26 protein-coding genes are annotated in these 23,462 nt (G+C 69.3%); 17 read left to right on the plus strand and 9 right to left on the minus strand.

The features are described from left to right. The first annotated feature begins 1 nt into the window (after position 1). The 5 genes from CHC05_RS14630 to CHC05_RS14650 are packed head-to-tail and all read left to right on the plus strand — an operon-like array spanning position 2 to position 4,247. Positions 2–418 carry a hypothetical protein gene (locus CHC05_RS14630; protein WP_089248954.1) on the plus strand — a complete coding sequence of 139 codons (417 nt, stop codon included), beginning with the start codon at positions 2–4 and terminating at the stop codon, positions 416–418. Further along, entirely contained in the window at positions 415–2,136 is a 1,722-nt protein-coding gene (locus CHC05_RS14635; protein WP_089248956.1) for a gluzincin family metallopeptidase, read from the plus strand. The genes CHC05_RS14630 and CHC05_RS14635 overlap by 4 nt, the downstream gene beginning before the upstream one ends. Positions 2,137–2,167: 31 nt before the next feature. Then, entirely contained in the window at positions 2,168–2,911 is a 744-nt protein-coding gene (locus CHC05_RS14640; protein WP_179266189.1) for a helix-turn-helix domain-containing protein, read from the plus strand. A gap of 8 nt (positions 2,912–2,919) precedes the next feature. Further along, on the plus strand, positions 2,920–3,633 hold the full coding sequence (locus CHC05_RS14645; RefSeq protein WP_089248958.1) for a copper homeostasis protein CutC: 714 nt from the start codon (positions 2,920–2,922) through the stop codon (positions 3,631–3,633). 59 nt (positions 3,634–3,692) lie between these two features. Next, on the plus strand, positions 3,693–4,247 hold the full coding sequence (locus tag CHC05_RS14650) for a GNAT family N-acetyltransferase (protein WP_089248960.1): 555 nt from the start codon (positions 3,693–3,695) through the stop codon (positions 4,245–4,247). Here CHC05_RS14650 and CHC05_RS14655 read toward each other — a convergent pair. Further along, on the minus strand, positions 4,146–4,946 hold the full coding sequence (locus tag CHC05_RS14655; RefSeq protein WP_089248962.1) for a HoxN/HupN/NixA family nickel/cobalt transporter: 801 nt from the start codon (positions 4,944–4,946) through the stop codon (positions 4,146–4,148). The two genes, CHC05_RS14650 and CHC05_RS14655, sit on opposite strands and share 102 nt — an antisense overlap. 166 nt (positions 4,947–5,112) lie before the next feature. Here CHC05_RS14655 and CHC05_RS14660 point away from each other — a divergent pair, with 166 nt between their 5' ends. From CHC05_RS14660 to CHC05_RS14690, 7 genes are all read left to right on the plus strand, one after another. After that, complete coding sequence (locus CHC05_RS14660; RefSeq protein ID WP_245870847.1) at positions 5,113–5,706, plus strand: TetR/AcrR family transcriptional regulator; 594 nt, start codon at positions 5,113–5,115, stop codon at positions 5,704–5,706. Continuing rightward, a complete protein-coding gene (locus CHC05_RS14665; protein WP_089248964.1) occupies positions 5,703–6,866 on the plus strand; it encodes a GDSL-type esterase/lipase family protein in 1,164 nt (387 codons plus the stop codon). The genes CHC05_RS14660 and CHC05_RS14665 overlap by 4 nt, the downstream gene beginning before the upstream one ends. Positions 6,867–6,924: 58 nt before the next feature. Next, a complete protein-coding gene (locus tag CHC05_RS14670) occupies positions 6,925–7,689 on the plus strand; it encodes an SDR family NAD(P)-dependent oxidoreductase (RefSeq protein ID WP_089248966.1) in 765 nt (254 codons plus the stop codon). A 107-nt stretch (positions 7,690–7,796) separates the two neighbouring features. Beyond that, a complete protein-coding gene (locus CHC05_RS14675; RefSeq protein ID WP_245870848.1) occupies positions 7,797–9,017 on the plus strand; it encodes a substrate-binding domain-containing protein in 1,221 nt (406 codons plus the stop codon). A gap of 98 nt (positions 9,018–9,115) precedes the next feature. Next, positions 9,116–10,042 (plus strand): ABC transporter permease, encoded by a 927-nt coding sequence (locus CHC05_RS14680; RefSeq protein WP_245870849.1) that lies wholly within the window; start codon positions 9,116–9,118, stop codon positions 10,040–10,042. A gap of 38 nt (positions 10,043–10,080) precedes the next feature. Next, positions 10,081–10,872, plus strand: a complete 792-nt coding sequence (locus CHC05_RS14685) for an ATP-binding cassette domain-containing protein (protein ID WP_245870850.1) — start codon at positions 10,081–10,083, stop codon at positions 10,870–10,872. A gap of 41 nt (positions 10,873–10,913) precedes the next feature. Further along, on the plus strand, positions 10,914–13,229 hold the full coding sequence (locus CHC05_RS14690) for a transglycosylase domain-containing protein (RefSeq protein WP_245870851.1): 2,316 nt from the start codon (positions 10,914–10,916) through the stop codon (positions 13,227–13,229). Positions 13,230–13,242: 13 nt separating this feature from the next. On the opposite strand, the gene CHC05_RS14695 is transcribed toward CHC05_RS14690, so the two are convergent. After that, entirely contained in the window at positions 13,243–14,124 is an 882-nt protein-coding gene (locus CHC05_RS14695) for an oxidoreductase (RefSeq protein WP_089248974.1), read from the minus strand. A gap of 60 nt (positions 14,125–14,184) precedes the next feature. On the opposite strand from CHC05_RS14695, the gene CHC05_RS14700 reads away from it, so the two are divergent. Beyond that, a complete protein-coding gene (locus tag CHC05_RS14700; protein WP_089248976.1) occupies positions 14,185–15,183 on the plus strand; it encodes an ArsR/SmtB family transcription factor in 999 nt (332 codons plus the stop codon). 145 nt (positions 15,184–15,328) lie between these two features. Further along, positions 15,329–15,868: a hypothetical protein gene (locus CHC05_RS14705; protein ID WP_144022596.1), complete on the plus strand. Its 540-nt coding sequence runs from the start codon at positions 15,329–15,331 to the stop codon at positions 15,866–15,868. Between the two features lie 82 nt (positions 15,869–15,950). Here CHC05_RS14705 and CHC05_RS14710 read toward each other — a convergent pair whose 3' ends face one another. Genes CHC05_RS14710 through CHC05_RS14720 form a run of 3 tightly spaced genes read right to left on the minus strand, consistent with a single transcriptional unit; the run spans position 15,951 to position 17,169 of the window. Further along, positions 15,951–16,331 carry a VOC family protein gene (locus CHC05_RS14710; RefSeq protein ID WP_089248980.1) on the minus strand — a complete coding sequence of 127 codons (381 nt, stop codon included), beginning with the start codon at positions 16,329–16,331 and terminating at the stop codon, positions 15,951–15,953. After that, on the minus strand, positions 16,331–16,855 hold the full coding sequence (locus tag CHC05_RS14715) for an SRPBCC family protein (protein ID WP_089248982.1): 525 nt from the start codon (positions 16,853–16,855) through the stop codon (positions 16,331–16,333). Before CHC05_RS14715 ends, CHC05_RS14710 begins: the two co-directional genes overlap by 1 nt. Then, the gene (locus CHC05_RS14720; protein ID WP_089248984.1) at positions 16,852–17,169 is read right to left on the minus strand and encodes an ArsR/SmtB family transcription factor; all 318 of its coding nucleotides are present in this window, start codon (positions 17,167–17,169) and stop codon (positions 16,852–16,854) included. Before CHC05_RS14720 ends, CHC05_RS14715 begins: the two co-directional genes overlap by 4 nt. A gap of 50 nt (positions 17,170–17,219) precedes the next feature. Between CHC05_RS14720 and CHC05_RS14725 the strand changes: the two genes are divergently transcribed. Continuing rightward, positions 17,220–17,699, plus strand: coding sequence for a DinB family protein (locus tag CHC05_RS14725; protein WP_218824546.1), 480 nt, complete (start codon positions 17,220–17,222; stop codon positions 17,697–17,699). 22 nt (positions 17,700–17,721) lie between these two features. Here CHC05_RS14725 and CHC05_RS14730 read toward each other — a convergent pair whose 3' ends face one another. The 4 genes from CHC05_RS14730 to CHC05_RS14745 all read right to left on the minus strand — a co-directional run bounded on the left by CHC05_RS14730 (position 17,722) and on the right by CHC05_RS14745 (position 21,506). After that, the gene (locus CHC05_RS14730) at positions 17,722–18,147 is read right to left on the minus strand and encodes a hypothetical protein (protein ID WP_089248986.1); all 426 of its coding nucleotides are present in this window, start codon (positions 18,145–18,147) and stop codon (positions 17,722–17,724) included. A gap of 341 nt (positions 18,148–18,488) precedes the next feature. Then, positions 18,489–20,003, minus strand: a complete 1,515-nt coding sequence (locus CHC05_RS14735; protein WP_089248988.1) for a tripartite tricarboxylate transporter permease — start codon at positions 20,001–20,003, stop codon at positions 18,489–18,491. Between the two features lie 16 nt (positions 20,004–20,019). Then, positions 20,020–20,520, minus strand: coding sequence for a tripartite tricarboxylate transporter TctB family protein (locus CHC05_RS14740; protein ID WP_218824547.1), 501 nt, complete (start codon positions 20,518–20,520; stop codon positions 20,020–20,022). Then, positions 20,517–21,506 (minus strand): tripartite tricarboxylate transporter substrate binding protein, encoded by a 990-nt coding sequence (locus tag CHC05_RS14745; protein WP_089248992.1) that lies wholly within the window; start codon positions 21,504–21,506, stop codon positions 20,517–20,519. Before CHC05_RS14745 ends, CHC05_RS14740 begins: the two co-directional genes overlap by 4 nt. 98 nt (positions 21,507–21,604) lie before the next feature. Here CHC05_RS14745 and CHC05_RS14750 point away from each other — a divergent pair, with 98 nt between their 5' ends. Beyond that, on the plus strand, positions 21,605–22,540 hold the full coding sequence (locus CHC05_RS14750; RefSeq protein ID WP_089249524.1) for a LysR family transcriptional regulator: 936 nt from the start codon (positions 21,605–21,607) through the stop codon (positions 22,538–22,540). A gap of 5 nt (positions 22,541–22,545) precedes the next feature. Then, positions 22,546–23,460 (plus strand): 5-dehydro-4-deoxyglucarate dehydratase, encoded by a 915-nt coding sequence (kdgD, locus tag CHC05_RS14755; protein ID WP_089248994.1) that lies wholly within the window; start codon positions 22,546–22,548, stop codon positions 23,458–23,460. Positions 23,461–23,462: the final 2 nt, after the last annotated feature.

Consider the following 23,462-nt stretch of genomic DNA (forward strand, 5'->3'; position numbering starts at 1 on the left):
GGTGAGCCAGTTCGTGGAGGATCGGTTCGGCGGTCCGGTGGCGCTGACGGTCGAGTGGTCGAGCGACACCGCGCTGGACGACGAGGAGCGGGCCATGCTGGCCGGCGTCCCGGCGGAGTTCGCCGGTGCCGTGGTGCGGCGGCCCGGTGGCGCGGCGCTGGCGCCGGAAATGATCGTGGGCATCGCCGTCGTCGCGGTGGGCGGAGTGGCGGGCCTGGCCAGGCTGATCAGCTATGTGGCCTGCCGCCTGCGCAACGGCTGCACCGTCGACCTCCGATCGCAGCCGCCGACCATCCGCAAGGAGACGGATCTGCCACGCGGAGTGGTGATCGTCGTCGGGCCGGACGGGTCGCACTCCGTCCGCACCTGCGAGGAGGGCATCGCCGACGTACTGCAGCTCGGTCTGGCGTTGTCATGAAGGTGCATCTGCCGTTGATGGTCCAGGACCCGCTGACCGCCAGCGTGTACGGCGTACCGAAGACCGTCGAGGGAATGCACCTCATCGTCCCGGAGGACTCCTGGATCACGGACGGACCGTCGACGCCGCGGATCACCGTCGTCGACCTCGACCTGCGCACGGGGCGGATCACGCCACCGGCCGTCTTCGAACCGCCGGCCGGGCGGCGCCGGATGGGCCGGTTCCGGCTCGAGAAGCCGTACGAGCTGTACTCGCCGGAGTTCATCCAGGTGGCGGTGTTCGCCGCCGTGGCCAAGACCATGCGGACCATCGATCCGGACGGGGCGCTGGGACGGGCGCTGACGTGGCGGGATCCGAGCCGTCCCCTGCGCATTCTGCCGAGGGCCGGGCCCCGACCCAACGCGCTGTACGACCGCGAGGCGCAGGAGCTGCGGTTCTTCTACTTCGCGCACCCGGTCGACAGCACTCAGACGATCTACACCGCGCTCGCCCGGGACATCGTCGCCCACGAGTGCGCACACGCGATCATCGACGGGATAGCGCCGTTCCTCTACGACGCCATGACGCCGCAGACCCTCGCGATCCACGAGGCGGTGGCCGATCTGTGCGCGGTGTTGACCTCGTTCCGCAGCGGGACGTTGACGACGACGGTGCTGGAGCGGACCCGCGGCCTGATCGGCGACTCCACCGCGTTCAGCGCGATCGCGCCGCAGTTCGGTCAGGCGTTGGCCGGCAACGGCCACCAGGCGGCGTTGCGGAACCTGTGGAACGACCATGTGCTGGAGCGTCCGTCCGGCGACACGACCGATGTCGACGTGCACCGGCTCAGCGAGGTGCTGTCGGGTCTCCTCTACGCCGGCATGGCGCGCATGCAGGACGAGCGGGCAACGGCCTTCGGCTTCTCCAACTCGGGGTTCATGCTGGCGCAGACCTCGCGCCGGCTGCAGCGGCTGATTCTCCGTGCACTGGACCTGCTGCCGCCCGCCGAGGTCTCGTTCGCCGACTACCTGCGGTGCCTGGTCCACGCGGCGTGGATCGAGGACGGCAACGCCGGTGGCTTCATGGAGGACCCGTACGGTGCGGAGGTCGACTTCTTCGTCGCGGAGGCGGTTCGCCGAGGAATCGTCGGCCGTCCCGGCGACCTGGGTGACGGCCTGGACGAGGCGCCCTACGAATGGTTCAGGTTCAGGGAACGCACCGCCGTCGATCACGGCGAGGCGCCGTACAGCGCCGACGAGATGCGCCGGCTCGTCGAGGACGACGCCTACGCGCACACGTTCGTCGACCGGCGCCGCGAGGTGATCGGGATCCCCCAGGGCGCTGACTTCACGGTCCTTCGGCGCACGCTGTCCAGCACGTCGGCTTTCGCCCAGGGGTGGTACACCGGATTCTCCGAGCTACTGGTCAAAGTCGCCTGGCACAGCCGGGAGCACATCGGTCCGGCGCCAGCCGGCGAGCGCATCGTCCGCCGCGGTGCGACGCTCGTGATCGACGGAGGGCTGAGCGGCGGTCGCCTGCACACCATCATCCGCGGCGGTTTCGACGACCAACGGGCCGAGCGGGACGCCTTCCTGGGCTGGGCCCGACGCGCCGGCCTGCTGACCACGCGACCGGCCCCCGGCAAGCTCGTGCTGACCGAGGTGGCAGGCGCCCAACTCATCACGGGCGGCGGTGCTCTACTGCACAGCGGACCGACCGACGTCGACGACGTTCCGTGACGCCGAGCCCGGCCATGCCAAACTCTGCCCTGTGGGGCGGGACGTTCGTGAGCTGCGGAGCGCGTGGACCAGGTACCAGCGCCACGCGTTCCATGCCCCGTCGCCGGCCCTCGCGCCGTGGGTCGAGCGGTACTGGGAGGCGCGCTGGGACTACGCCGAGCCGTACCGGCAGAAGATCGTGCCGTACCCGAACGTGCACGTGTCGTTCGGCGCCGGCCGCGCGAACGTCAACGGCGTGTGCAGTGGCTACCAGATCAAGGTCTTGGAAGGCCGCGACCACGTCTTCGGTGTCGCGTTCCGGCCCGGCGGCTTCCGCCCGTTCCTCGGTGCCTCCGTCTCGACGATCACCGACCGCGTCGTCCCGGCCGCCGAGGTGTTCGGCCCGGACCTGCCCACGACCCTCGACGTGGCGACCGTGGAGGCGTTCCTGCTGCGCCACCTGCCGGACGACGACCCGTCAGTGCGCCTCGCGGCGGGCGCGGTCGAGCTGATCGCGCGCGACAATGCTGTGACGAGGGTCGAACGCCTCGCCGGCGAGCTCGGGCTGAGCGTGCGGGGGCTGCAACGGCTGTTCGCGGAGTACGTCGGCATCGGGCCGAAGTGGGTGATCCGGCGCTACCGGCTGCACGAGGTGACCGCGCGCATGGCCGACGGCGGCGCGATCGACTGGGCCGGGCTGGCGGCGGACCTCGGCTATGCCGACCAGGGCCACTTCATCCGCGACTTCAAGAGCATGTTCGGCGAACCACCGACCTGGTACGCGCAGCGGTATTAGCGGCCTCCATGCGTGTAGAGATCAGTGTCGAGTCGCTCGACGGCGTCCGGGTCGCCGCCCGGGCCGGGGCCGCGCGCGTCGAGCTGTGCGCCGGCCTGTCCGACGGCGGCCTGACCCCGAGCGCGGCGCTCATCGAGGCCGCCGCCGGGCTGGCCGAGGTGCACGTCCTGGTGCGGCCGCGACCGGGCGACTTCCACTACTCGCGCGACGAGGTGGACCTCGTCGTCCGGGACATCGCGCTCGCCCGGCGGCTGGGCGCGGCGGGCGTGGTCGTCGGCGCGCTGGCCGGCGACGGCACGGTCGCGGACGACTGTGCCAGGTTCGTCGACGCGGCCGAGGGCCTGGAGACGACCTTCCACCGGGCCATCGACGTCAGCGCCGACTCCCGTCAGGCCCTAAACCGGTTGGCAGACCTGGGTTTCACGCGGGTGCTGACCTCGGGCCGGCGCCGGTCCGCCCTCGACGGCGCGCCCCTGATCAAGGACCTGGCCACCCGGACGAGCGTCATCGTGATGGCGTGCGGCGGAGTGCGGGCGGCCAACGCGGCGCTGGTCCTCGCGGCGACCGGCGTCGAGGACCTGCACGCGGCACCCCGCCGCCCCACGGGCTCGACCCGAGCCGGCGAGGTGTCCTACGCGGGGGCCGGCGTCCCACCGGGCTATAACCATTTCGAAACCGACCCGGACGAGGTAGCCGCCCTCTGCGCGGTCCGCACCGCATAGGTGCTGCTGCAGCATTGTGGTTGTTGCAAAGTTTTGGCAACAAGCGGATAGTTGACGGCGTGGAACGACCCGATCGGCCGGCGTGCCGCTCCGCGCTTGTCGTCCGCCCGGCCGCGCCGGCCGACGCCCGTCTGCTCGCGGCGATGAACAGGCACCTCATCGAAGACCAGCGCCACCACAGCACGGCAACCGACGCCGACCTCGAAGCGCGCATGCGGCGTTGGGTCTCCGGCGACCAGTACGCCGTGGCGCTCATCGAACGCGACGGGCTGCCGGTCGCGTACGCCGTCTGGCGTGACGACGAGGACGGCATCTACGTGCGGCAGTTCTTCGTCAGCCGCGACCACCGCCGCGAGGGCCTCGGCCGGGTCGGCTTCGCCGCGCTGGTCGACGGGTGGGGTGACAAGCCGGTCAAGCTCGACGCTCTCGTGCACAACGAGCGTGGCCTCGCGTTCTGGCGCGCGTTGGGCTTCCGGGACTACAGCCTGATCCTCAGCCTCGATCGACCCCGGTCAGGTAACGGTCGTCAGGTGCACGGCCGCGACCGTGACCAACCCCGCGCCGAAGATGGTGACCGCGCCGGCAGCCAGGATCGGCGTGACCCGGCTCGCTAGCTTCAGGGTGCTGATCGACCGCGCGCTGCGGCTGAGCACGGAGCTGCCGGCGACGGCCAGGACGCCCACTCCGAACAGCACGACGGCCATCCCGATGCCGAACGTGACGACCAGCAGCAGGGCGAAGGCACCGCGGCCGAGGAACAGTCCGGTCGCCAGGACCAGGAACGCGGCCGGTGACGGGGTGAGGCCGCCGGAGATGCCGAGCAGCAGCAGCCCGGGCCGCTTGGACGGCTCGGGGTGGTGGTGGTCGTGCGAGTGGGTGTGGGTGTGCCCGTGGTCGTGGTCATGGTCGTGCGTGTGGCCGTGATCGTGGGTGTGGCCACGCAGATGCCGGCGCAACATCCAGATGCCGGTGGCGACCACCAGCACCCCGGCCGCGATCTGGAGCCAGGTCGTGAGCTGCTCCATCCGCACGACCTTGGACAGCGACAGGAACGTCCACGCGACACCGATGACCAGCACCGAGATGGTGTGCATGACCGCGACGGAGCCGCCGAGCCACGCGGCGTCCCGGATGCGTCCCTTGGATCCGGCCAGATAGGCGGCGGCCAGCGTCTTGCCGTGACCGGGCGTGACGGCGTGCCACGCGCCGGCGAGGAAGGCCAGCACGAAGGCAACCGCCGGAACGCCCGGCGTCTGGATCAGGTCCTGGAGCCGGTCCGACGCAGAGGTGGCGGACAGCGCGATCACGTTCATGCGGGGACCTTCTGTCGGCGTCGGCGGCGGCTCATCCTCTCCACCGCCCTCGACCCGTGCCGGTCCCCGAAGGTGATCTTCAAAGGTCAGCCGCGTGAACATTCGCGCGCCGGCCATTTGCCTAAGCCCCTTAGGCTGCTGCATAGTTGCCTTAGGAAGTGGGGTGGTGAGCGTGGCTCGAGCGGGTGTGACGCCGGAGCGTCTGGTGCTGGCGGGCGCCGAACTGGCCGACGAGGTCGGCTTCGAGGGCGTCACCGTCTCCGCACTCGCTCGGCGGTTCGACGTCAAGGTGCCGAGTCTGTACTCGCATGTCCGGAACTCGCGCGACCTCAAGACCCGGATCACGCTGTACGCCCTGGCGGAGCTGGCCGATCGCAGCGCCGTGGCGCTGGCCGGCCGGGCCGGACGGGACGCCCTGATCGCTCTCGGCACCGTCTACCGCGACTACGCCCGCGAGCATCCCGGCCGGTACGCGGCGGCCCGGCTGCGCCTGGACCCGGAGACCGCCGCCAGCAGCGCCGGACCGCGGCACGCGCAGCTGATGCGGGCGATCCTGCTCGACTACCGCCTGGCGGGGGCCGACCAGGTCCACGCCGTCCGGCTGATCGGCAGCACCTTCCACGGCTACATCAGCCTCGAGCTGGCCGGCGGCTTCGACCACAGCGAGCCCGACCCGCAGGAATCCTGGGAACGGATCATGGACGCCCTCGACGCCCTGCTGCGCGACTGGCCCGCCGCGTCCCCCGAGGTGGCGTCATGATCAACACACCGATAACCGCCGAGTTCCTGCGCGGCGCCGCCGAGTGGGAACGCACCGCGCACGGCCTGCGGCCGCACCGCCTGCCAGGCTGGGCCCGCGCGCAGAGCCCCGACCCGCAACTGCACCTGGTCGAGGCCCAGGCGTCGGGCGTACGGATCTGCTTCCGGACCGCCGCGACCGCGATCGAGCTCGACGCCGTGGCCACCCGGCGGGTCTACACCGGGCTGCCGGCCCAGCCGCCCGGCCGGTACGACCTGCTCGTCGACGGCAGCCTGGCCGGGCAGAGCAGCGTGCCCGGCGGCAACGTCGTGACCATCGACGTGAGCACCGGGAAGGCCGAACACCAAATCGGACCGGCCGGCACGGTGTCGTACACCGGCCTGCCGGGCACCGAGAAGAACGTCGAGATCTGGTTGCCGTACAACGAGATCACCGACCTGGTGGCTCTGCGCACCGATGCCCCGGTCACCCCGGTCACGGCAGCTGACCGCCCGGTATGGCTGCACCACGGCAGCTCGATCAGCCACGGCTCGAACGCCGCGAGCCCGTCCACCACCTGGCCGGCGCTGGCGGCGGCGCAAGGCGGTGTGGAACTGCTCAACCTGGGCCTGGGCGGCAGTGCGCTGCTCGACCCCTTCACCGCCCGCACCATGCGCGACACGGCCGCCGACCTGATCAGCGTCAAGATCGGCATCAACCTGGTGAACACCGACCTGATGAGAATGCGGGCGTTCACCCCGGCCGTGCACGGCTTCCTCGACACGATCCGGGACGGGCACCCGGCTACGCCGCTGCTCGTGGTCTCGCCGATCTACTGCCCGATCCACGAGGACACTCCCGGGCCCGGCGCCTTCGATCTCGAGGCCCTGCGCGAGGGCCAGGTCACGTTCGTCGCGACCGGCGACCCCGCCGACCGGGCCGCCGGAAAGCTGACGCTGCGAACGATCCGTGCCGAGCTCGCCCGGATCGTGGCCGAGCGCGCCGTTCGTGATCCCCACCTGCACTACCTGGACGGGCTCGAGCTCTACGGCGAGGCGGACTTCGCGGAGCTGCCGCTCCCCGATCGGCTGCATCCGGACGCTGCCGCGCACCGTCGCATGGCCAAGCGTTTCGGAAGGCTGGCGTTCGCGAACACGGGAGCCTTCGCCCGCAACGGGTGACGGGACAGAGCACCGTGGAGGGGCCCGGCTCGACCGGTGCCAGAGGAAGATTCCACGCATGACACCCCTGTTCAGTCTCGACGGCAAGACCGCCCTCGTCACCGGCGGCAACCAAGGACTCGGCAAGGCGTTCGCCCTCGGACTGGCACAAGCCGGCGCGCGGGTGGCCATCTCCGGCCGGCGGGAAGAAGCGAACCTCTCCGCCGCGGCCGAAGCGAGGAAAGCCGGCTTCGACCTTGTCGCCATCACCGCCGACATCACCGACGACAGCCAGATCTCCGCCATGACGGACCAGGCGATGAGCGCCTTCGACGGCCGCATCGACATCCTCGTCAACAATGCCGGCGTCTGCTACCACGCCGACGCCTTCGACGTGACCGACCAGCAGTGGGCCGAGGTGTTCGACCTCAACGTACGCGCGCTCTGGAAGACCTCCCTCGCCGTGGGCGCCGGCATGCGCGATCGCCGCTCGGGCTCGATCATCAACATCGGCAGCATGTCGGGCATCATCGTCAACCGTCCACAATGGCAGCCCGCCTACAACGCGTCGAAAGCCGCCGTCCACCACCTCACCAAGTCACTCGCTGTCGAATGGGCGCCCTACGGCATCCGCGTCAACGCGGTCGCACCGGGATACGTCAAAACCGATATGGCTCCCGTCGACCGGCCGGAGTTCCAGCGCTACTGGGTCGAGGACTGCCCACAGCAACGCTTCGCACTCCCCGAGGAGATCGCCCCCAGCGTCGTCTTCCTCGCCAGCGACGCGGCCTCCTTCATCACCGGCTCGATCCTCGTGGCCGACGGTGGCTACACCGCGGTCTGAACCAGAACCGTGACAGGGGATCCAGGCGATCTTCATTGGCGGGCGTCACTGGACCAGCTCGCCACCTGGCAGCTACGGTCAGCCTGGCAGTAGTGACCAGTCCAGCAGTGGAGCCGGCCTCCTCCTTCACCGCTGGTCGCGCAACCAGGGCGGCCCCGGGCCGGGCCAGCCGCCGGGGCAAGTCGGCGACCTGCTGGCCGCCGGAGAGAGGGAGCGACCCCACCATGACTCGCGTGACTTTCACCAACTCGTCCTACCGGCGGGCAATCGCCATCATCGCGGCGGTCTCGACCGCCGTGACCGTCGCAGCCTGCAATCGTGGCGAATCCGCCAGCCCGGGCGCGGGCGGCGAGGCGCCCATCGGCGTCAGCCTCATCACCAAGGACTCCACCAACCCGTTCTTCGTCGCCATGCAGAAAGGCGCCAAGGAGGACGCCACGAAGAACAACGTGAAGCTGACCGTCTCCTCGGGCAAGGAGGAGGGTGACGACCAGGGCCAGATCACCGCGATCGAAGACGCCATCGCCCGCGGCGACAAGGGCATCCTCATCACCCCGATGAGCAATGGCGTGAACGCGGCCATGACGAAGGCTCGGGAGGCGGGCCTGTACGTCATCGCGCTGGACACCCCACCGGACCCGGCGGACACCGTCGACATCACGTTCGCCACCGACAATCGTCAGGCCGGCAAGCTGGGCGGGCAGTGGGCAGCCGCGCAACTCGACGGCAAGCCGGCGGTCATCGCCCTGCTCGACCTGTTCAACGACAAGATCGTGTCGGTGGACTACAACCGCGACCAGGGCTTCCTGGAGGGGGTGGGCATCGACGTCGCCGACCCGAAGAAGAACGGCGACGAAGCGAAGAGCGGCAAGTACACGGGTGGCAAGGGTGGCACGTACACCATCGTCTGCAACGAGGCCGGGCAGGGCGCCGAGGATGGTGGACGGTCCGCTATGGAGAGGTGCCTCGCCAAGAACCCCAACATCAATCTCGTGTACACGATCAACGAGCCGACGGCCGTCGGGGCGAACGCCAGCCTGAAGGCCGCTGGCAAGACGGCCATCATCGTCTCCGTGGATGGTGGATGCGCCGGCGTCGGGAGCGTCAAGAGCGGCGTCATCGGCGCGACCGCCCAGCAGTATCCGCTCAAGATGGCGACCCTCGGCATGGAGGCCATCGCCAAGATTGCCCGCGGTGGTGAGAAGCCCAGCACCTCGCCCGGCCTCGACTTCTACAACACCGGCGTCGCGCTGGTTACCGACAAGAAGGTGGACGGAGTCGACAGCATCTCCTCCGACGAGGGCGCCAAGATCTGCTGGGGTAACTGACCATGAGTAGTACGGTCACGTCTGCTGCCGCCGAGTTCGCTCGGCGGCAGCAATCTCCCGTTCAACGCGTCCAGCACCAGTTGCACGCTCGGCCGTGGTTGAGTCCGCTCTTTCTGCTCTTCGTGGCCTTCCTGGCGTTCTTCATCGCCACGCCCACGTTCCTCACCGCCAACTCGATGGGCATCCTGCTCCAGCAGACCGCCGTCGTCGCGACGCTCGCGGTCGGCCAGACGCTGATCATTCTCACGGCGGGCATCGACCTGTCGGTCGGGGCCATCATGGTGCTGACGATGATGGTCATGGCCTCGCTCGCCAGAGACGGGGGCATGCCGGGCCTGCTGGCTCTGCTGATCGGATTCGTGCTCGCCGTGGCGGCCGGAGCGCTCAACGGACTCCTCGTGACCCGGATCAACCTGCCGCCGTTCATCGTCACGCTCGGCACGCTCAGCGTGTACACCGCGATCGCCCTGCTGTACTCCGGCGGTGAGAGCATTCAGGCCTCTCACCTGCCCGGGTTACTCAACGTCCTCGGCGAGGGCTTCGCCATCGGAGGCTTCCGGTTGACCTGGGGCATCGTCGTGATGGTGATCATCTACGCCGTCGTCGGCTACGCCCTGTCGCAGACGGCGTGGGGCCGATACGTGTACGCCGTGGGTGACGACCCCGAGTCCGCGCGCCTTTCCGGTGTGCCCAGCAAGCGGATCCTGCTCACCGTCTATACCGTCGCCGGGCTGATCTACGCCATCGCTGCCTGGGAGCTCATCGGACGTGCCGGGGCCGCGACGCCCAACGCCGTACCCGATGCGAACCTGCAGTCCATCACGGCTGTCGTCATCGGCGGCACGAGCCTGTTCGGTGGCCGCGGTGTCCTGATCGGCACCCTGCTCGGCGCTCTCATCGTCCAGACGCTCCAGTTCGGATTGTCCCAGATGGGCGTCGACCAGCAGTGGCGCGTGCTCGCGACCGGGTTCCTCATCATCGTGGCCGTCGCTGCCGACCAATGGATCAGGAAGGTCAAGGCATGACCACACGAGATCTCGAGGTCGCCCATGGTGGCATTCCCGTGGGCAAGGAGGCGATATACAGCCAGCAGCCCATCCTGTCGGCGCGCAAGCTCGTCATCACCTTCGGCCGGGTCGTCGGCCTGGACGGGGTGGACCTCGATCTCTACCCCGGTGAGATCCTCGCCGTCATCGGTGACAACGGCGCCGGCAAGTCCACGCTGATCAAATGCCTCACCGGGGCGTACATCCCCGACTCCGGCGAGATCCTGATGAACGGGCAACCGGTCCACTTCAGGAAGCCCCAGGACGCCCGAATGGCGGGCATCGAAACGGTGTACCAGCAGCTCGCCGTCGTACCGGCCCTCGACATCGCGAGCAATCTGTACCTCGCCCGCGAGGAGCGGCGAAAGGGTCCGCTCGGCTCGGTCTTCCGGATGCTCGACAAGAAGGGCATGGAGCGCCGCGCCGGCGAGGCGGTACAGCGCCTCGGCATTCAGACCATCCAGAACATGCGTCAGGCCGTCGAGACCCTGTCCGGCGGCCAGCGCCAGGCCGTCGCGGTAGCCCGGGCCGCGGCGTTCGGAAGCAAGGTCGTCGTCCTCGACGAGCCGACGGCGGCCCTCGGGGTCAAGGAGTCAGGCATGGTCCTCGAGATGATCAAACAGTTACGGGACGGCGGCCTGTCGATCATCCTCATCAGCCACAACATGCCGCACGTGTGGGACGTCGCGGACCGCATCCACATCCAGCGGCTGGGTGCGCTGGCGGGAGTGATCACCCCGCAGTCACACGACATGGGTGAAGGCGTGGCGATCATGACGGGCGCCAAACGGTTGGCGCCCTCCGCGTGACGAACTGATTCGAGGAGGGCGTGAGCGGGTATCGCTCTGCGATGCCCCAGACTCCCAGCGGCGCGGTGGCGCCGGCCGGCACCACCACCGGCCCACCCGCCAAAGCCCCCGGCAAGCGGTCGCGCCGCAGGACGTGGCTGGTCGGCGGCCTAGCCGCGCTCCTGGTCATGTGCGGTGGCGGCGCGGCGATCGGCGCACTCTACGTCGACACCGTGCCGCCGCCCGACGAGTTGGTGCTGCCCGAGTCGACGACGCTCTACTACGCCGACGGGAAGACGCCGATGGCGAAGCTCGGCACCGAGAATCGCACGATCCTGGCGTACGAGCAGCTGAACGACGCGGTCAAGCAGGCCATCGTGGCGGCCGAGGACCGGACGTTCTGGACGAACGACGGCATCGACTTCCGTGGTGTCATGCGCGCCGCGTGGAACAACGTCACCGGCGGTGACCGGCAGGGCGCCTCGACGATCACCCAGCAGTACGCCCGGATCGCCGCTGACCTGAAGGGGGTCACGTACTCCCGCAAGCTGCGCGAGGCCGTCATGGCCTGGAAGCTGGCCGACGAGCACAGCAAAGAGGAGATCCTCGGCTTCTACCTCAACACCGTGCCCTTCGGCCGCGGCGCGTACGGCATCGAGGCGGCGGCGCAGGCGTTCTTCGGCAAGACGGCCCGCAAGGACGCCCCACGCGAGAGCCAGCTGACGCTCTCGGAGGCCGCGGTGCTGGCCGCGATGGTCAAGCAACCGGAGGCGAACCCGGACGACCCCGAGGGACAGCCCGGGTACGACCCGAAGCGCAACGACAAGGCGCGCCAGAACTCGATCGACCGGTGGCGCTACATCCGCGACGGGATGGTCGCGCTCGGCTATCTGACGGCGGCCGAGGGAGCGGACCTCGCCTACCCGGACACGGTCCGGGACTACGACCCCCGGGCCGGTCAGTCCGGCCTCGACCGGCCCACCGGGCTCGTCGTCAACCACGTGCTGAGCGAGTTGCGCGGCACCGAGCCGTTCCGGGACCGCCCGTTCGACTACGTGCGCAACGGCGGCTTCCGGATCGTGACGACGGTCGACAAGCGGGCGCAGGACGCGGCCGAGGCCGCCGCGAACATCCGCGGCGAGAAAGCACCCGAAGCGGTACGGGGACAGCCCGCGAACTGGCAGTCCGCGCTGGTGGCGGTGGAACCCGGCAGCGGTCGGGTGCTGGCGTACTACGGCGGCGACGACGGCCTCGGTGCCGACTACGCGGGGTGGTACTACGACGACGAGGGAAACGCGGCCGGGTTCGGGCAGCATCCGCCGGGCTCGTCCTTCAAGGTGTACGACCTCGCGGAGGCGGTGCGGCAGGACATCTCGCCGAAGCAGCGGTTCGACTCCCCCGCGACCAAGGAGTTTCCGAAGAGCGGGCGCACCCGGGACAGCGCGGCCGGGCCGATCCGCAACTCCGGCAGTGCGGCGTGCCAACCGGAGTGCACGCTCTGGGAGGCGACCGTCGCGTCGCTGAACACCACCTACTTCGCTCTCACCGAGCAGCTCGGCGTGCCCGCCGTCATCGACATGGCCCACAAGGCCGGCGTCGAGTCGATGTGGGCCAACGAGCGGGGAAAGCCCGAACCTGTTCGGGTCGACCTGGGCGAGACGGACGCGGCGTCCCGGTTCTCCACCGAGGTCGGCATCGGCCAGTACGGCATCACGGTGCAGGACCACGCGAACGGCATGGCGACGTTCGCGGCCGGCGGCCAGCGCGCACGATCGCACTTCGTCCGCTCGGTGTCCAAAGGGGACGACAAGGTCTACGAGGAGCAGCTGACGCGGACGGACGTGGGACTGAGCCCGGAACAGGCCAGGCAGCTCAGCTGGACCCTGCGCCGGGTCGAGGCCGCGAAGGTGCCGGGCTGGGACGCCGCGGGCAAGACCGGCACCTGGCAGGCGGGAAAGAGCACCACGCAGAACCAGCACGCGTGGATGGTCGGCTACACCGGCGCGATCGCCGCGGCCGTGTGGCTGGGCACCAAGGACGGCAAGCCACTGCGCACGAAAGACGGCGGCTACGACGTGTTCGGCGCGAGCCATCCAGGGCGGATCTGGCAGCAGTTCATGGCGGACGCGGCCAAGGCGATGGAGCTCGACCCCGACGACTACCGGTTCGCGGAGCCCACGTTCCCCGGGGAGACGCCGTCCGCGCCGCCGAGCGCGGAAACGCCGGCTCCACCGACCGCCGGCCCCGAGCCGGCGGACACGCCGCGCCCGACGCCGTCCACCGAGCCCACACCCGAGCCCGAGCCGACCAGGACGCCGAAGCCGACGCCATCCACGCCTCCGACCACCCCGCCGCCACCCAGGGAAGTCGTCCCCTAGAGCACCCGCCGGGTTACGCGCCGTCGAGCGTCGCCAGGTCCGCTGTGTCGATCCGCAGACGACCGGCGGCGACGTTCTCTTCCAGGTGGGCCTGCGACCCGGTGCCGGGGATCAGCAGGATGTTCGGTGATCGAGCCAGCAGCCAGGCCAGGGCGACCTGTGCGGTGCTCACCCGGTGCCGGGCGGCGACCGCTTCCACTCGCGCCGACGTGATGGGGTTGAATCCGCCGATCGGGAAGAAAGGCACGTACGCGATGCCGAGCCGGGCACACGCGTCGACCAGGGGGTCGTCGCCGCGTTGCGAGACGTTGTAGAGGTTCTGGACGCAGCCGATAGGTGCGATCTCCCGCGCCAGCCTGAACTCGTCGGCGGTGACGTTGGAGATGCCGAGGTGGCGGACGAGGCCCTGCTCGCGGAGCTCGAGCAGCGTTTCCAGCGGTTCAGACAGCGAAGAACGCGCGAGGTCGCCCATCCGGAGGTTGACCACGTCAAGGCGCTCGACCCCGAGGGAGCGCAGATTCGCCTCGACACCGCGGCGCAGGCCGTCTCGCGTCAGGCCGGTCTTGAGCGCGGCCGGCCGGCCGAGGTCGGAACCCTCGACCAGGGCACCGACCTTGGTCACGATGACCAGGTCCTCCGGGTACGGGTACAGCGCCGCACGGATCAGCTCGTTGGCCGCCACGCCGTCGCGCGCGTAGTAGTGGGCGGTGTCGATATGGCGTACGCCTAGGTCAACGGCTCGGCGTAGCAGCGCCAGAGCGGTCTCCCGGCTGGGTCGGTCGCCGCGCGGCCAGCCGGTCAGCTTCATGGCGCCGAAGCCGGTCCGGGAGACGGGGAGGTCTCCGCCGAGATTCCACGTTCCCGAGTGCGCTGCGCTGATAGGTGCCGTCGTCATGGGCCAGATGATTTCGGCGATGGCTTGTCCGGCACAATGAATTAAGCCTGGGCTTAATTCATGCACTCGGAGGACCGCGTGGCGGAGTTGGTGTTCTCTGCGAGCGACCTCGCCGAAACGCGCTTCGCGGTGTCGCCGATGTGGGAGGTCGGCACCAGCTTCCGGTTGCTGCGATCGGGCGGCTCGCATCCGGTGCACCAGCGATGGCTGGACCAGGTCCGCCCTCGGGTCGCTGCCGCGGGACTGGACCGCGGCTGGCTGGCCGAGCTGATCGCCTCGTCCGGGTACGTTCCCGACTTCGTCAATCCCGCACCTGACGGACCGAGCGCGACGCTGGACCAGGAACTGTCCGGAATCCTGAACACACCCGAGGACCGGGTACGCCGTGACCTCGACCGGCTCGGCGTCGAGCAGGGATCAGCGAGCGCGCGCGTACGGGCGTTACGAGACCAGCCCCACCATCGGCTGCCGCACGTCGTCGAAGAGATCCGGCGTTACTGGGAACTCGCCCTCGCGCCGTACTGGGGCCGCATCCGAGCCGTGCTGGAGGCCGACATCGCACACCGGGCCAGGCAGGCGGTCGAGCACGGCACGAGGCACCTCTTCAACGATCTGCACGCCTCCGTCCGCTGGACCGACGACACCCTCCGGCTGGCCCGCCGTCAGCGCGCCCTCGACCGGACGACATCCGGTCCGGGTCTGCTGCTCATCCCATCCGCGTTCACCGGCCCGGACCCGTACACGCTGATCCGCCCACCCGATCCTCCGCAGCTGGCGTATCCGGCCCGCGGCACCGGCACCCTCTGGGAGAGCAGATCGGTGCGCGCCGCACCCGCTCTCGCCACCGTCCTCGGTCGTACGCGAGCGTTGCTGCTGAGCGAGCTGGAACTGCCGGCGACCACCACGGACCTGGCGGAGCGGACCGGCCTGACCGCCCCGGCCATCTCACAGCACCTGACCACGCTGCGCGATGCCGGGCTGGTCAGTGCCCACCGCCACGGCCGATTCGTGCTCTACGCGCGAACCGTGACCGCGGACGTGCTCGTCGAAGGCGGCTGACCTCGGGCCGACGCGCTCCCGTGCGGCCGCCGCGGTGGGCCACGACGAGCGTCCGATCTTCCGACCTGGCGTGTCCTGACGGCCACCGCGGCATCGGCCGGAACCCCAATAGACATCGCTTTATGCCTGGATTTACCGTGCCGGTATGAAGCCACGGGGGCGTTCAGTAATTGTGCTGGTCGCGTTAGCGACCCTGCTGATGGGCATCATGGCGGTGCCGGCCCAGGCAGCCGAGTACAGATGCGGTCGGACGGCAATCAACACCATCGCCTGTTGGGTGGGCTACCAGACCTATCCCCCAGGAACGAGCGGCCTGCGGTCGTCGATGCAGGGCTGGGCCGACGGACCGAACATCGGGATCACCGCGAGACAACAGAACGGCGCGGACGAGATCGTCGTCCAGCTGAAGGTCTGGGACCTCAACGAGGACGGTTACCGGGCCCGGGTCTGGGTGGACATCTTCCAGAACTGCCATTGCACGAACGACGCGTACCGGCCCCAGCCCGGGAGGGTGATGGACGCCTTCAACAACTCCGGCACGGTTCCGCCGCAATGGCACTTCATCAACAGCTCGGGCCTGTACGTCACGAGGTACACGGTTCGCCTCTACCTCGGTCGCTACCAGAACAGCACCGGCAACTTCAACCGGAACGAGGAACAGACCTACTACCTCGAGATCTACTGACCACGAAGGCCAGGCCGCACCCGGTGCGTCACCACGAGCACCGGGTACGGCGCCGCGTGCGCGCCGAGAACTCGCCGCTGAGTCAGTCGCCGACTCTCGGGGCTCCCCACATGGACAGGCAGAACGGATGCCCGGCCGGGTCGGCGTACACGAAGCAGTGGTCCGCGTTGGGTTGATGCTCGAATCGGGTGGCGCCGGCGGCCAGCACGCGCGCTCCGGTCGCCACCAGGTCGTCGACGAAGAACTCGAGGTGCATCTGCATCCCCACCTCGCCATCCGGCCAGGTGGGTGGCCGGTAGTCGGCGATCTGCTGGAACCCGATGTCGCCGTTCGGCCCTTCGACGAGCGCCCAGTGCTCGTCACCCTTCGCGACCCCGCCGGTGATCTCGGCGTAGAACCGCGCGAGCGCGATCGCGTCGGGCGCATTGACCGTCGTCCCGCTGAGCCTGATCAGGTCCGACATCAACCGATCTCCATCTGCTGGTACGCCGGCGTGAGCTCTTCCCAGCGTTCCTTCCAGCCGGGGGCTCCGGCATCGGAGCTCCAGCCCTCCGGATGGACCGGGCCGTCGACCTCCAGCGACCGACCGAGATCCTCGAGGTGGACCCGCCAACCGGAGGCATGGAACGGGAGGTGCCTCATCTCGAGGCCGCGCTCCTCGACCACCAGCCGGGTCTTAGAGCCTTCCGCGGTCAGCCACGCCTCGATCTGCCCCTCGTCGTCCGTGCCCGGCTCCGTCGTCAGCAGCAGGTGGTGGGGCGCATCGCACACCTCGATGCGCGCCGGACCGGTCCAGCTGCTCGTGAAGACGGCCTGGATCGTGCCGCCGACCCGCAGGTCGCCGTCGACCCGGGCGATCCAGCGGGCCAGCCGCTCGGGCGTCGTACACGCCTGCCAGAGGTCGCCGATGTCCGTGTCGTAAAGGTCCTCGACCCTGACTGCTCCGCGGGTCTCGTCGAGCGTTCGCATCGTCGCGATCGTGGTCATCGTCGTGCCTTCTTTCCTCGTGCGATCTCAGCATGAAGAGCGTCGAGCCGGTTCTCCCAGAGCCGGCGGTACGGTCCCAGCCACTCGTCGACCTCGACGAGCGGCTGCGGGCGGAGTGTGTAGATCCGGCGCTGCGCGTCCTGGCGTACGTCGACCAGCCCGGCTTCCCGCAGCACGCGAAGATGCCGGGACACGCCCGGGCGAGCGATCGGGAGAGCCTCGGCCAACTCTCCCGCGATCGTCGGGTGGTCGCGAAGAATCTCGAGAACCGTGCGCCGGCTCTCGTCTGCCAGCGCGTGCAACACAGCGTCCATGATGCGAATGTAACCTTGTGGGTACGTACCCGCAAGGTTACATTCGATCCGTGAAGCCGTTGATGCAGTGCCTCCAGAGGCAGCGAAACCACGTGCTGGGTGCCGTGGAAGGCCTGAGCGACGAGGCGCTGCGGCGCCCCGTGCTGCCCTCCGGGTGGAGCTGCGTGGGGATGGTGCAGCACCTCACGCTGTCGGTGGAGCGTCTGTGGTTCCGTGCCGTGGTGGCTGGGGATCCGGCGGTCATCGACCAGGTGGGCAGCCAAGCCAGCGCATGGCAGGTGGATCCTGGGCTGCCGGCCGCCGACGTCCTCGACCGCTATCGCCATGAGGCTTCGTTGGCGGATGCCGTCATCGCCGCCTCGTCCTCGGATGCCGACCTGGTCTGGTGGCCCTTTCCCGAGGGTGAGTGGCGCCTGCACAACGTCGGGGACGTCCTGCTCCATGTGATCACCGAGACGGCCTGCCACGCCGGACACCTCGACGCGGCCCGCGAGCTCATCGACGGGCAACAGTGGCTGGTGAACACCTGACCAGCAGCCGAGCCGCCGTCCGTCACCGACGGGTCTGCTTGATGAGCACGGCGACGAGTTTGGCCAGTGCTTCGGCGTCATGGGGGTCGGCCGCCGGCCAGCGAGTCATCAGCAGGGGTGCGGCCCGATCCAACACCACGTCTTCGCGGGCCAGGACGGCGAGAACCTCGCGCTGCCACGCTTCGAGGCGCGCGAAGGTGAGCGGGCCGCTTCCGGACACGTCCGCGCGCGCCAGGTCGAGTGCGGCGAGGATGCGGTCCGCGCCGTACCTCTCTTTCGAGAGCAGCTCGGCGATGCCGTCGCGTCCGGTGCGCGCCGGCCCGGAGACGTGCTCGGCAGCGTGCTCCCACCGGGCCGCCTGCCGGACCTGCCGCCACGTCGTGCGGGCATCCGGGCGGACCGGCGGCCAGACCCTCGGCGCCCGCGCCGCGGTGGACGGTGCCGCCACCGTCGCGACCAGGGACGCGGTCGTGGCCTCCCAGGCAGCGAATGCCGCGCGGGGGCCGGCGGGCAGGGGCAGGTGCCGCGAAAAGATCTCGGCCAGATCCTCGAGGTGTGATCGAAGCCTCGGATGGGGTCGTACCGGTGGGGTGCCGGCACGCCGCCGGAGGGGGCCACGGCACGCACCACGTCGAGCACCGCGCCGCGGTCGAACGGATGCCGCCCTGGGTCGACGTCCGCCCAGCGCAAGGCGTCGACCCGCAACCGCGGATCGGCAGGCTGGACTGTCATCGAGCCATTCTGCGCCTCAGGTCGCCGTCGGGAGTTGGGGGTGTCCGATGAGGACCGTCATGCCGATTCCCTCGTTCGATCTCTTTGGTCCCGGTGTTGCCGCAGCATCGCGCGGGCAGCGGGGATCAGGATGACGACGAGGAAGCAGGCGAGCAGCGTGCCGGAGATGGGCCGGGTGAAGAAGCCGGCCGGGTTGCCGTCGAAGAGAATCAGCGAGCGTCGGAGGGCCGTTTCCAGCAGTGAGCCGAGTACGAAGGCGAGCACCAGCGGGCCAGGATCGAACCCGGCTTTCTTCATCAGGTAGCCGACGACACCGAAGAAGATGACCAGTCCGATGTCGAAGAGGTCGTTGCGGACCGTGTACGCGCCGATCAGCGTGATCAGGGTCGTGATCGGCGCGAGGATCGTCGGGCGTATCCGCACGATCCTGACGAACAGCCCGACAAGCGGCAGGCTCATGATCAGCAGGAGTACGTTGCCGACGTACATCGAGTTGACCACGCCCCAGAACAGGTCGGGGTGCTCCGTGACGAGTTGGGGGCCGGGGGTGATGCCCTGGATCAGCAGGGCACCGAAGATGACGGCCATCGTGGCGTTGGCGGGGATGCCCAGCGACAGCAACGGGATGAACGAGGACGTGGCGGCGGCGTTGTTCGCGGTTTCGGGTGCCGCGACACCTTCGATCGCACCGCGACCGAACCGCTCGGGATGCCGTGAGCGGCGCTTCTCCAGGGCGTAGGCGGCGAGGGAGGACAGCACGGCTCCCCCGCCGGGCAGGATGCCCAGCAGGAAGCCGAGCACGGATCCGCGACCGATCGCACCGCTGGCCTGGCGCAGGTCTGCCTTGCCGGGCCAGATGTCGGTGATGACCGCGGGCGCCCGGGCGGCGCGATGGCGTTGCTCGAGGTTGTAGAGGATCTCGCCCAGGCCGAACAGGCCCATGGCGATCGGGACGAAGTCGAGCCCGTCGGCGAGCGACAGGCTGCCGAAGGTGAACCGTTCGACGCTGATGAAGTCGTCACGTCCGATGGTGGCCAGCAGCAGGCCGACCGTCGCGGCGATCAGCGCCTTGAGCTTGCTGCCGTTGGAGATGGTCGCGACGAGCATGATGCCCAGCAGCGCGAGGGCGGCATATTCGGGTGGGCCGAAATCGAGGGCGAACCCGGCGACGAACGGCGCTACCAGGGTCAGGGCCACGATGGAGAGGGTGCCGCCGACGAACGACCCGATCGCCGCGATCCCGAGAGCGGTGCCGGCCCGGCCCTGCCGGGCCATGGCGTGGCCGTCGAAGACGGTGACCACCGATGACGCCTCGCCGGGCAGGCGTAACAGGACGGAGGTGATCGTGCCGCCGTACTGGGCTCCGTAGAAGATGCCGGCGAGCATGATGATCGAGGTGACGGGCTCGAGGCCGAAGGTCACCGGCAGCAGGATCGCGATGGTGGCGGCCGGGCCGAGCCCGGGAAGCACGCCGATCAGCATGCCGATGAGAACACCGATCAGGCAGTACAGCAGGTTCTTCGGCTCGAGGACGACGGCGAAGCCGTCGAGCACCGGGGACAGGCTGTCCAAAACTGTGCTCCCGTGGTCAGAACATGTGCGGGATGGTGACGTCGAGCGCACCGACGAACAACAGGTAGGCCGCGATTGTCAGGAGGAGGCTGAGGGCGGTCGAGGTACGCCACGACTCGCGGCCGAGAAAGCGCAGCCAGAGGAATGCGAGCAGTGCGGTGGGGATCTCGAAGCCGATCTCGCCGACGACGGCGACGAAGACGGCCATGCTCGCGACGGCGGCAACGACCAGCAAACCGGCGCGGGTGAACCGTTCAGCGTCGTCGGTGCGCCGGGCGCGCGCGGCCAACACGAGACCGAGGATGACCAGGGCGGTGCTGACAAGTGCCGGCCAGGTGCCCGGCCCGGGCGCGGAGGGAGTCCCCACGCCTAGGCTCAGGGAGCCGGCCAGCGCGGCCCCACCGAGGACCACGACGATCAGGGCGATGACCAGGTTCGTCACCGGTCCGGCGGCCGGGGGGCGATCCGGCTCGACGGGCTCGTCCGTGACCGGCGGATCCTCGGTGTGAGTGCTCACGCCTTGCCACTCAAGTCGATCTTGTATTTTTCGACAAGCCCCTTATAGGTGGTGAGCGACTCGTTCCACTGCTTCAGCAGCGTGGCGCCGTCGACCTCGTTGGGGGTGAGCATGCGCTGGCTGTTGAAGTCCTGGTAGCCCTGCTCGGCGAACGACTTCTGGAAGGCCGCACGCAGCCGGTCGAGCACGTCCTGGGGCGTGCCCTTCGGGGCCACGATGGCCCGCGACTGCTGCACCAGCGCGTCGTAGCCGGACTCCTTCGCCGTGGGGGTGTCCGGCAGGTACGTCGGACGTTGGCTGGCGAAGGTCACGATCGGCGTGACCTTGCCCGCCTTGACCTGCGCCTGCGCCTCACCGAGCTGCACCGACGCGACATCGACCTGCCCGCCGAGGACCGCGGTCAGCGCGGGCGAACCGCCGTTGAAGGGCACCGCGGTGGCGTCCACGCCGGCCTGGGCGAACAGCAACTCCTGGCTGAGCTGGCTGCCGGTGCCGACACCGGTGGTCGCGTACTTGATCGAGCGTTTGGCGGCGACGATGTCCTGCATCGTCTTGAACCCGGTCTTCGGGCTGGCTACCAGGACGTAGTCGTCCTGCGAGATGCCGGTGACGACCTCGTAGTTGTTGATGTCGACGGCTTCGCCGGGCGCGACGGCCAGCGGTGTGATGTAGGCGAGAGAGCCGTTGAAGACCATGAGCGAGTAGCCGTCGGCCTTGGCGCCGGCCAGTTCCTTCGCCGCGAGGCCGCCGTTGGCGCCGGCCTTGTTCAGCACGGTGACCGACTGTTTGAGATCGGCCGCGGCCGGGTCGGCAAGGGCACGAGCGATGAGGTCGGTGCTGCCGCCGGCGTCCTGGCCGACGAGCACGGTCACCGCTCGTTCCGGGAACGTCGAGCCGGCCTCTGTCGGGTTGTCATCGAGGTTGCCGCCACAGGCGCTCAGCGCGAAGACGACGGCTATGGAGACACCCAAGAACCTGCTACGCATGGTGTTTCTCCTGTATGTGAGGCGGGTCACGAGCGTATGACCGTGGATTTATGCCTGTCCAACTCTCTTAATGCATTGATTGATACCTTTTTTGCATGGTGTACACGCTCGAGCAGCTCCGCGGTCTGGTCGCCGTCGCCGAGGAGCTCCACTTCGGACGGGCGGCGGCCCGGCTGCGGATGACGCAGCCTCCGCTGAGCCGACAGATCCAGAAACTGGAGGCCGCGATCGGCGTGCAGCTCCTCGAACGGGACAACCGGCGGGTGGCACTCACGCCTGCCGGAGAGGCGTTCCTGCGCGAGGCGCGGCGCATCCTGGCCATCGCCGAGGCCGCCCCCGATCTGGCGCAGCGGGTTTCCTCGGGTGTCCGCGGCCTCGTGCGGATCGGATTCACGGCAGCATCGACATTCGGCATCCTCGGCCGCCTGCTCAACGAGCTCGAGCGGGAGCTACCCGAGGTGCGTATCGAGTTGTACGAGATGGTCACCCGCGAACAGGTTGCCGCTCTCGCTGCCGAGGACCTCGACCTCGGCCTGGCCCGGCCGCCGTTCGACGCCGACCTCTTCGACTCCCGGCGGCTGCACCGCGAGGCGCTTCTGCTCGCGGTGCCCGCCGGCCACCGGCTGACCGGGCTGGATCGTCCGGCGACGCCGGACGACCTGGCTGCCGAACCGCTGATCTTCCACTCTCAGCAGAAGGCCCGTTACTTCTACGACCTGGTGGTCAGCATGGTCCCGCTCGCCCAGGAGCGCGTGGTGCACAGCGTCAGCCAGATCCTCACCATGCTCTGGTTGGTATCCGCCGGGCGGGGCATCGCGTTCGTCCCGGCATCGGCAACGTTGCTCGGCATTCCGCGGGTCACGTTCGTGCCGCTGGCCACTCCGATCCCAGAGCCGGTGGAGCTGCACCTGCTCTGGCCGCGGCACTCACAGAACCCCGCTCTAGCCAGGGCACTCGCGGTCCTCGATGCAAGGAAGGTATCGCTCGATGCGGAAACACTCTTGGACACGCATCGTGCGGAGTCCATACCGTAAATCGGGTGACGCTGACACCGCCCGCCGAGCTCGCCGCTCGTCTCGCCACCGGCCTGCTGTCCTTTCCCGTGACGCACTTCGACGACCGCCTCGAGTTCGACCAACCGCGTTATCGTGAGCACCTCGCGTGGCAGGCGGGATTCGGCGTGGCCGGCCTCTTCGCGGCCGGCGGCACCGGCGAGGGCTTCTCGCTGACCTCGACCGAGATCGACTCTGTCGTCCGCACCGCGGTCAGCGAGGTCGGCGACCGGGTCCCCGTTGTCGCCCCGGCGACCGGCAGCACGGCACAGGCGGTGGCCCAGGCCGTCGCCGCGCAGGAGGCGGGCGCCGCCGGCCTGCTGCTGCTGCCGCCGTACCTCACGGAGGCGACCCAGGCCGGCCTGATCGCGCACGTCACCGCCGTATGCCGGGCCACCGACCTCGGCATCATCGTCTACAGCCGGGCGAACGCGGTCCTCGACGACGTCACCGTCGCCGAGCTCGCCGACCGCAACCCCAACCTGGTCGGGCTCAAGGACGGCGTCGGCGATATCGAGCGGATGACCCGCACCTACGCGAAACTCGGCGACCGGCTCATCTACATCGGCGGGCTGCCCACCGCTGAGACGTTCGCACTGCCGCTGCTCCAACTCGGAGTCAGCACCTACTCCTCGGCCCTCTACAACTTCCTGCCCGAGTACGCGCTGCGCTTCTTCGCCGCCGTCCGCGCACAGGACCGCGCCGCCGTCTACCAGATGCTCAACGACTTCATCATCCCCTACCTCGACGTGCGCGACCGCGCCCGCGGCTACGCCGTCTCCATCGTCAAAGCCGGGCTGACCGCCGTCGGTCGTGACGGCGGCCCGGTCCGTCCGCCTCTCACGGACCTCACCGCTGCCGACCGCGCCGACCTGACCGCCCTCGTCGACAAGGTGCGGTAGCC

The sequence above is a fragment of the Asanoa hainanensis genome, assembly GCF_900188485.1.
In the GTDB taxonomy this organism is placed as follows: domain Bacteria; phylum Actinomycetota; class Actinomycetes; order Mycobacteriales; family Micromonosporaceae; genus Asanoa; species Asanoa hainanensis.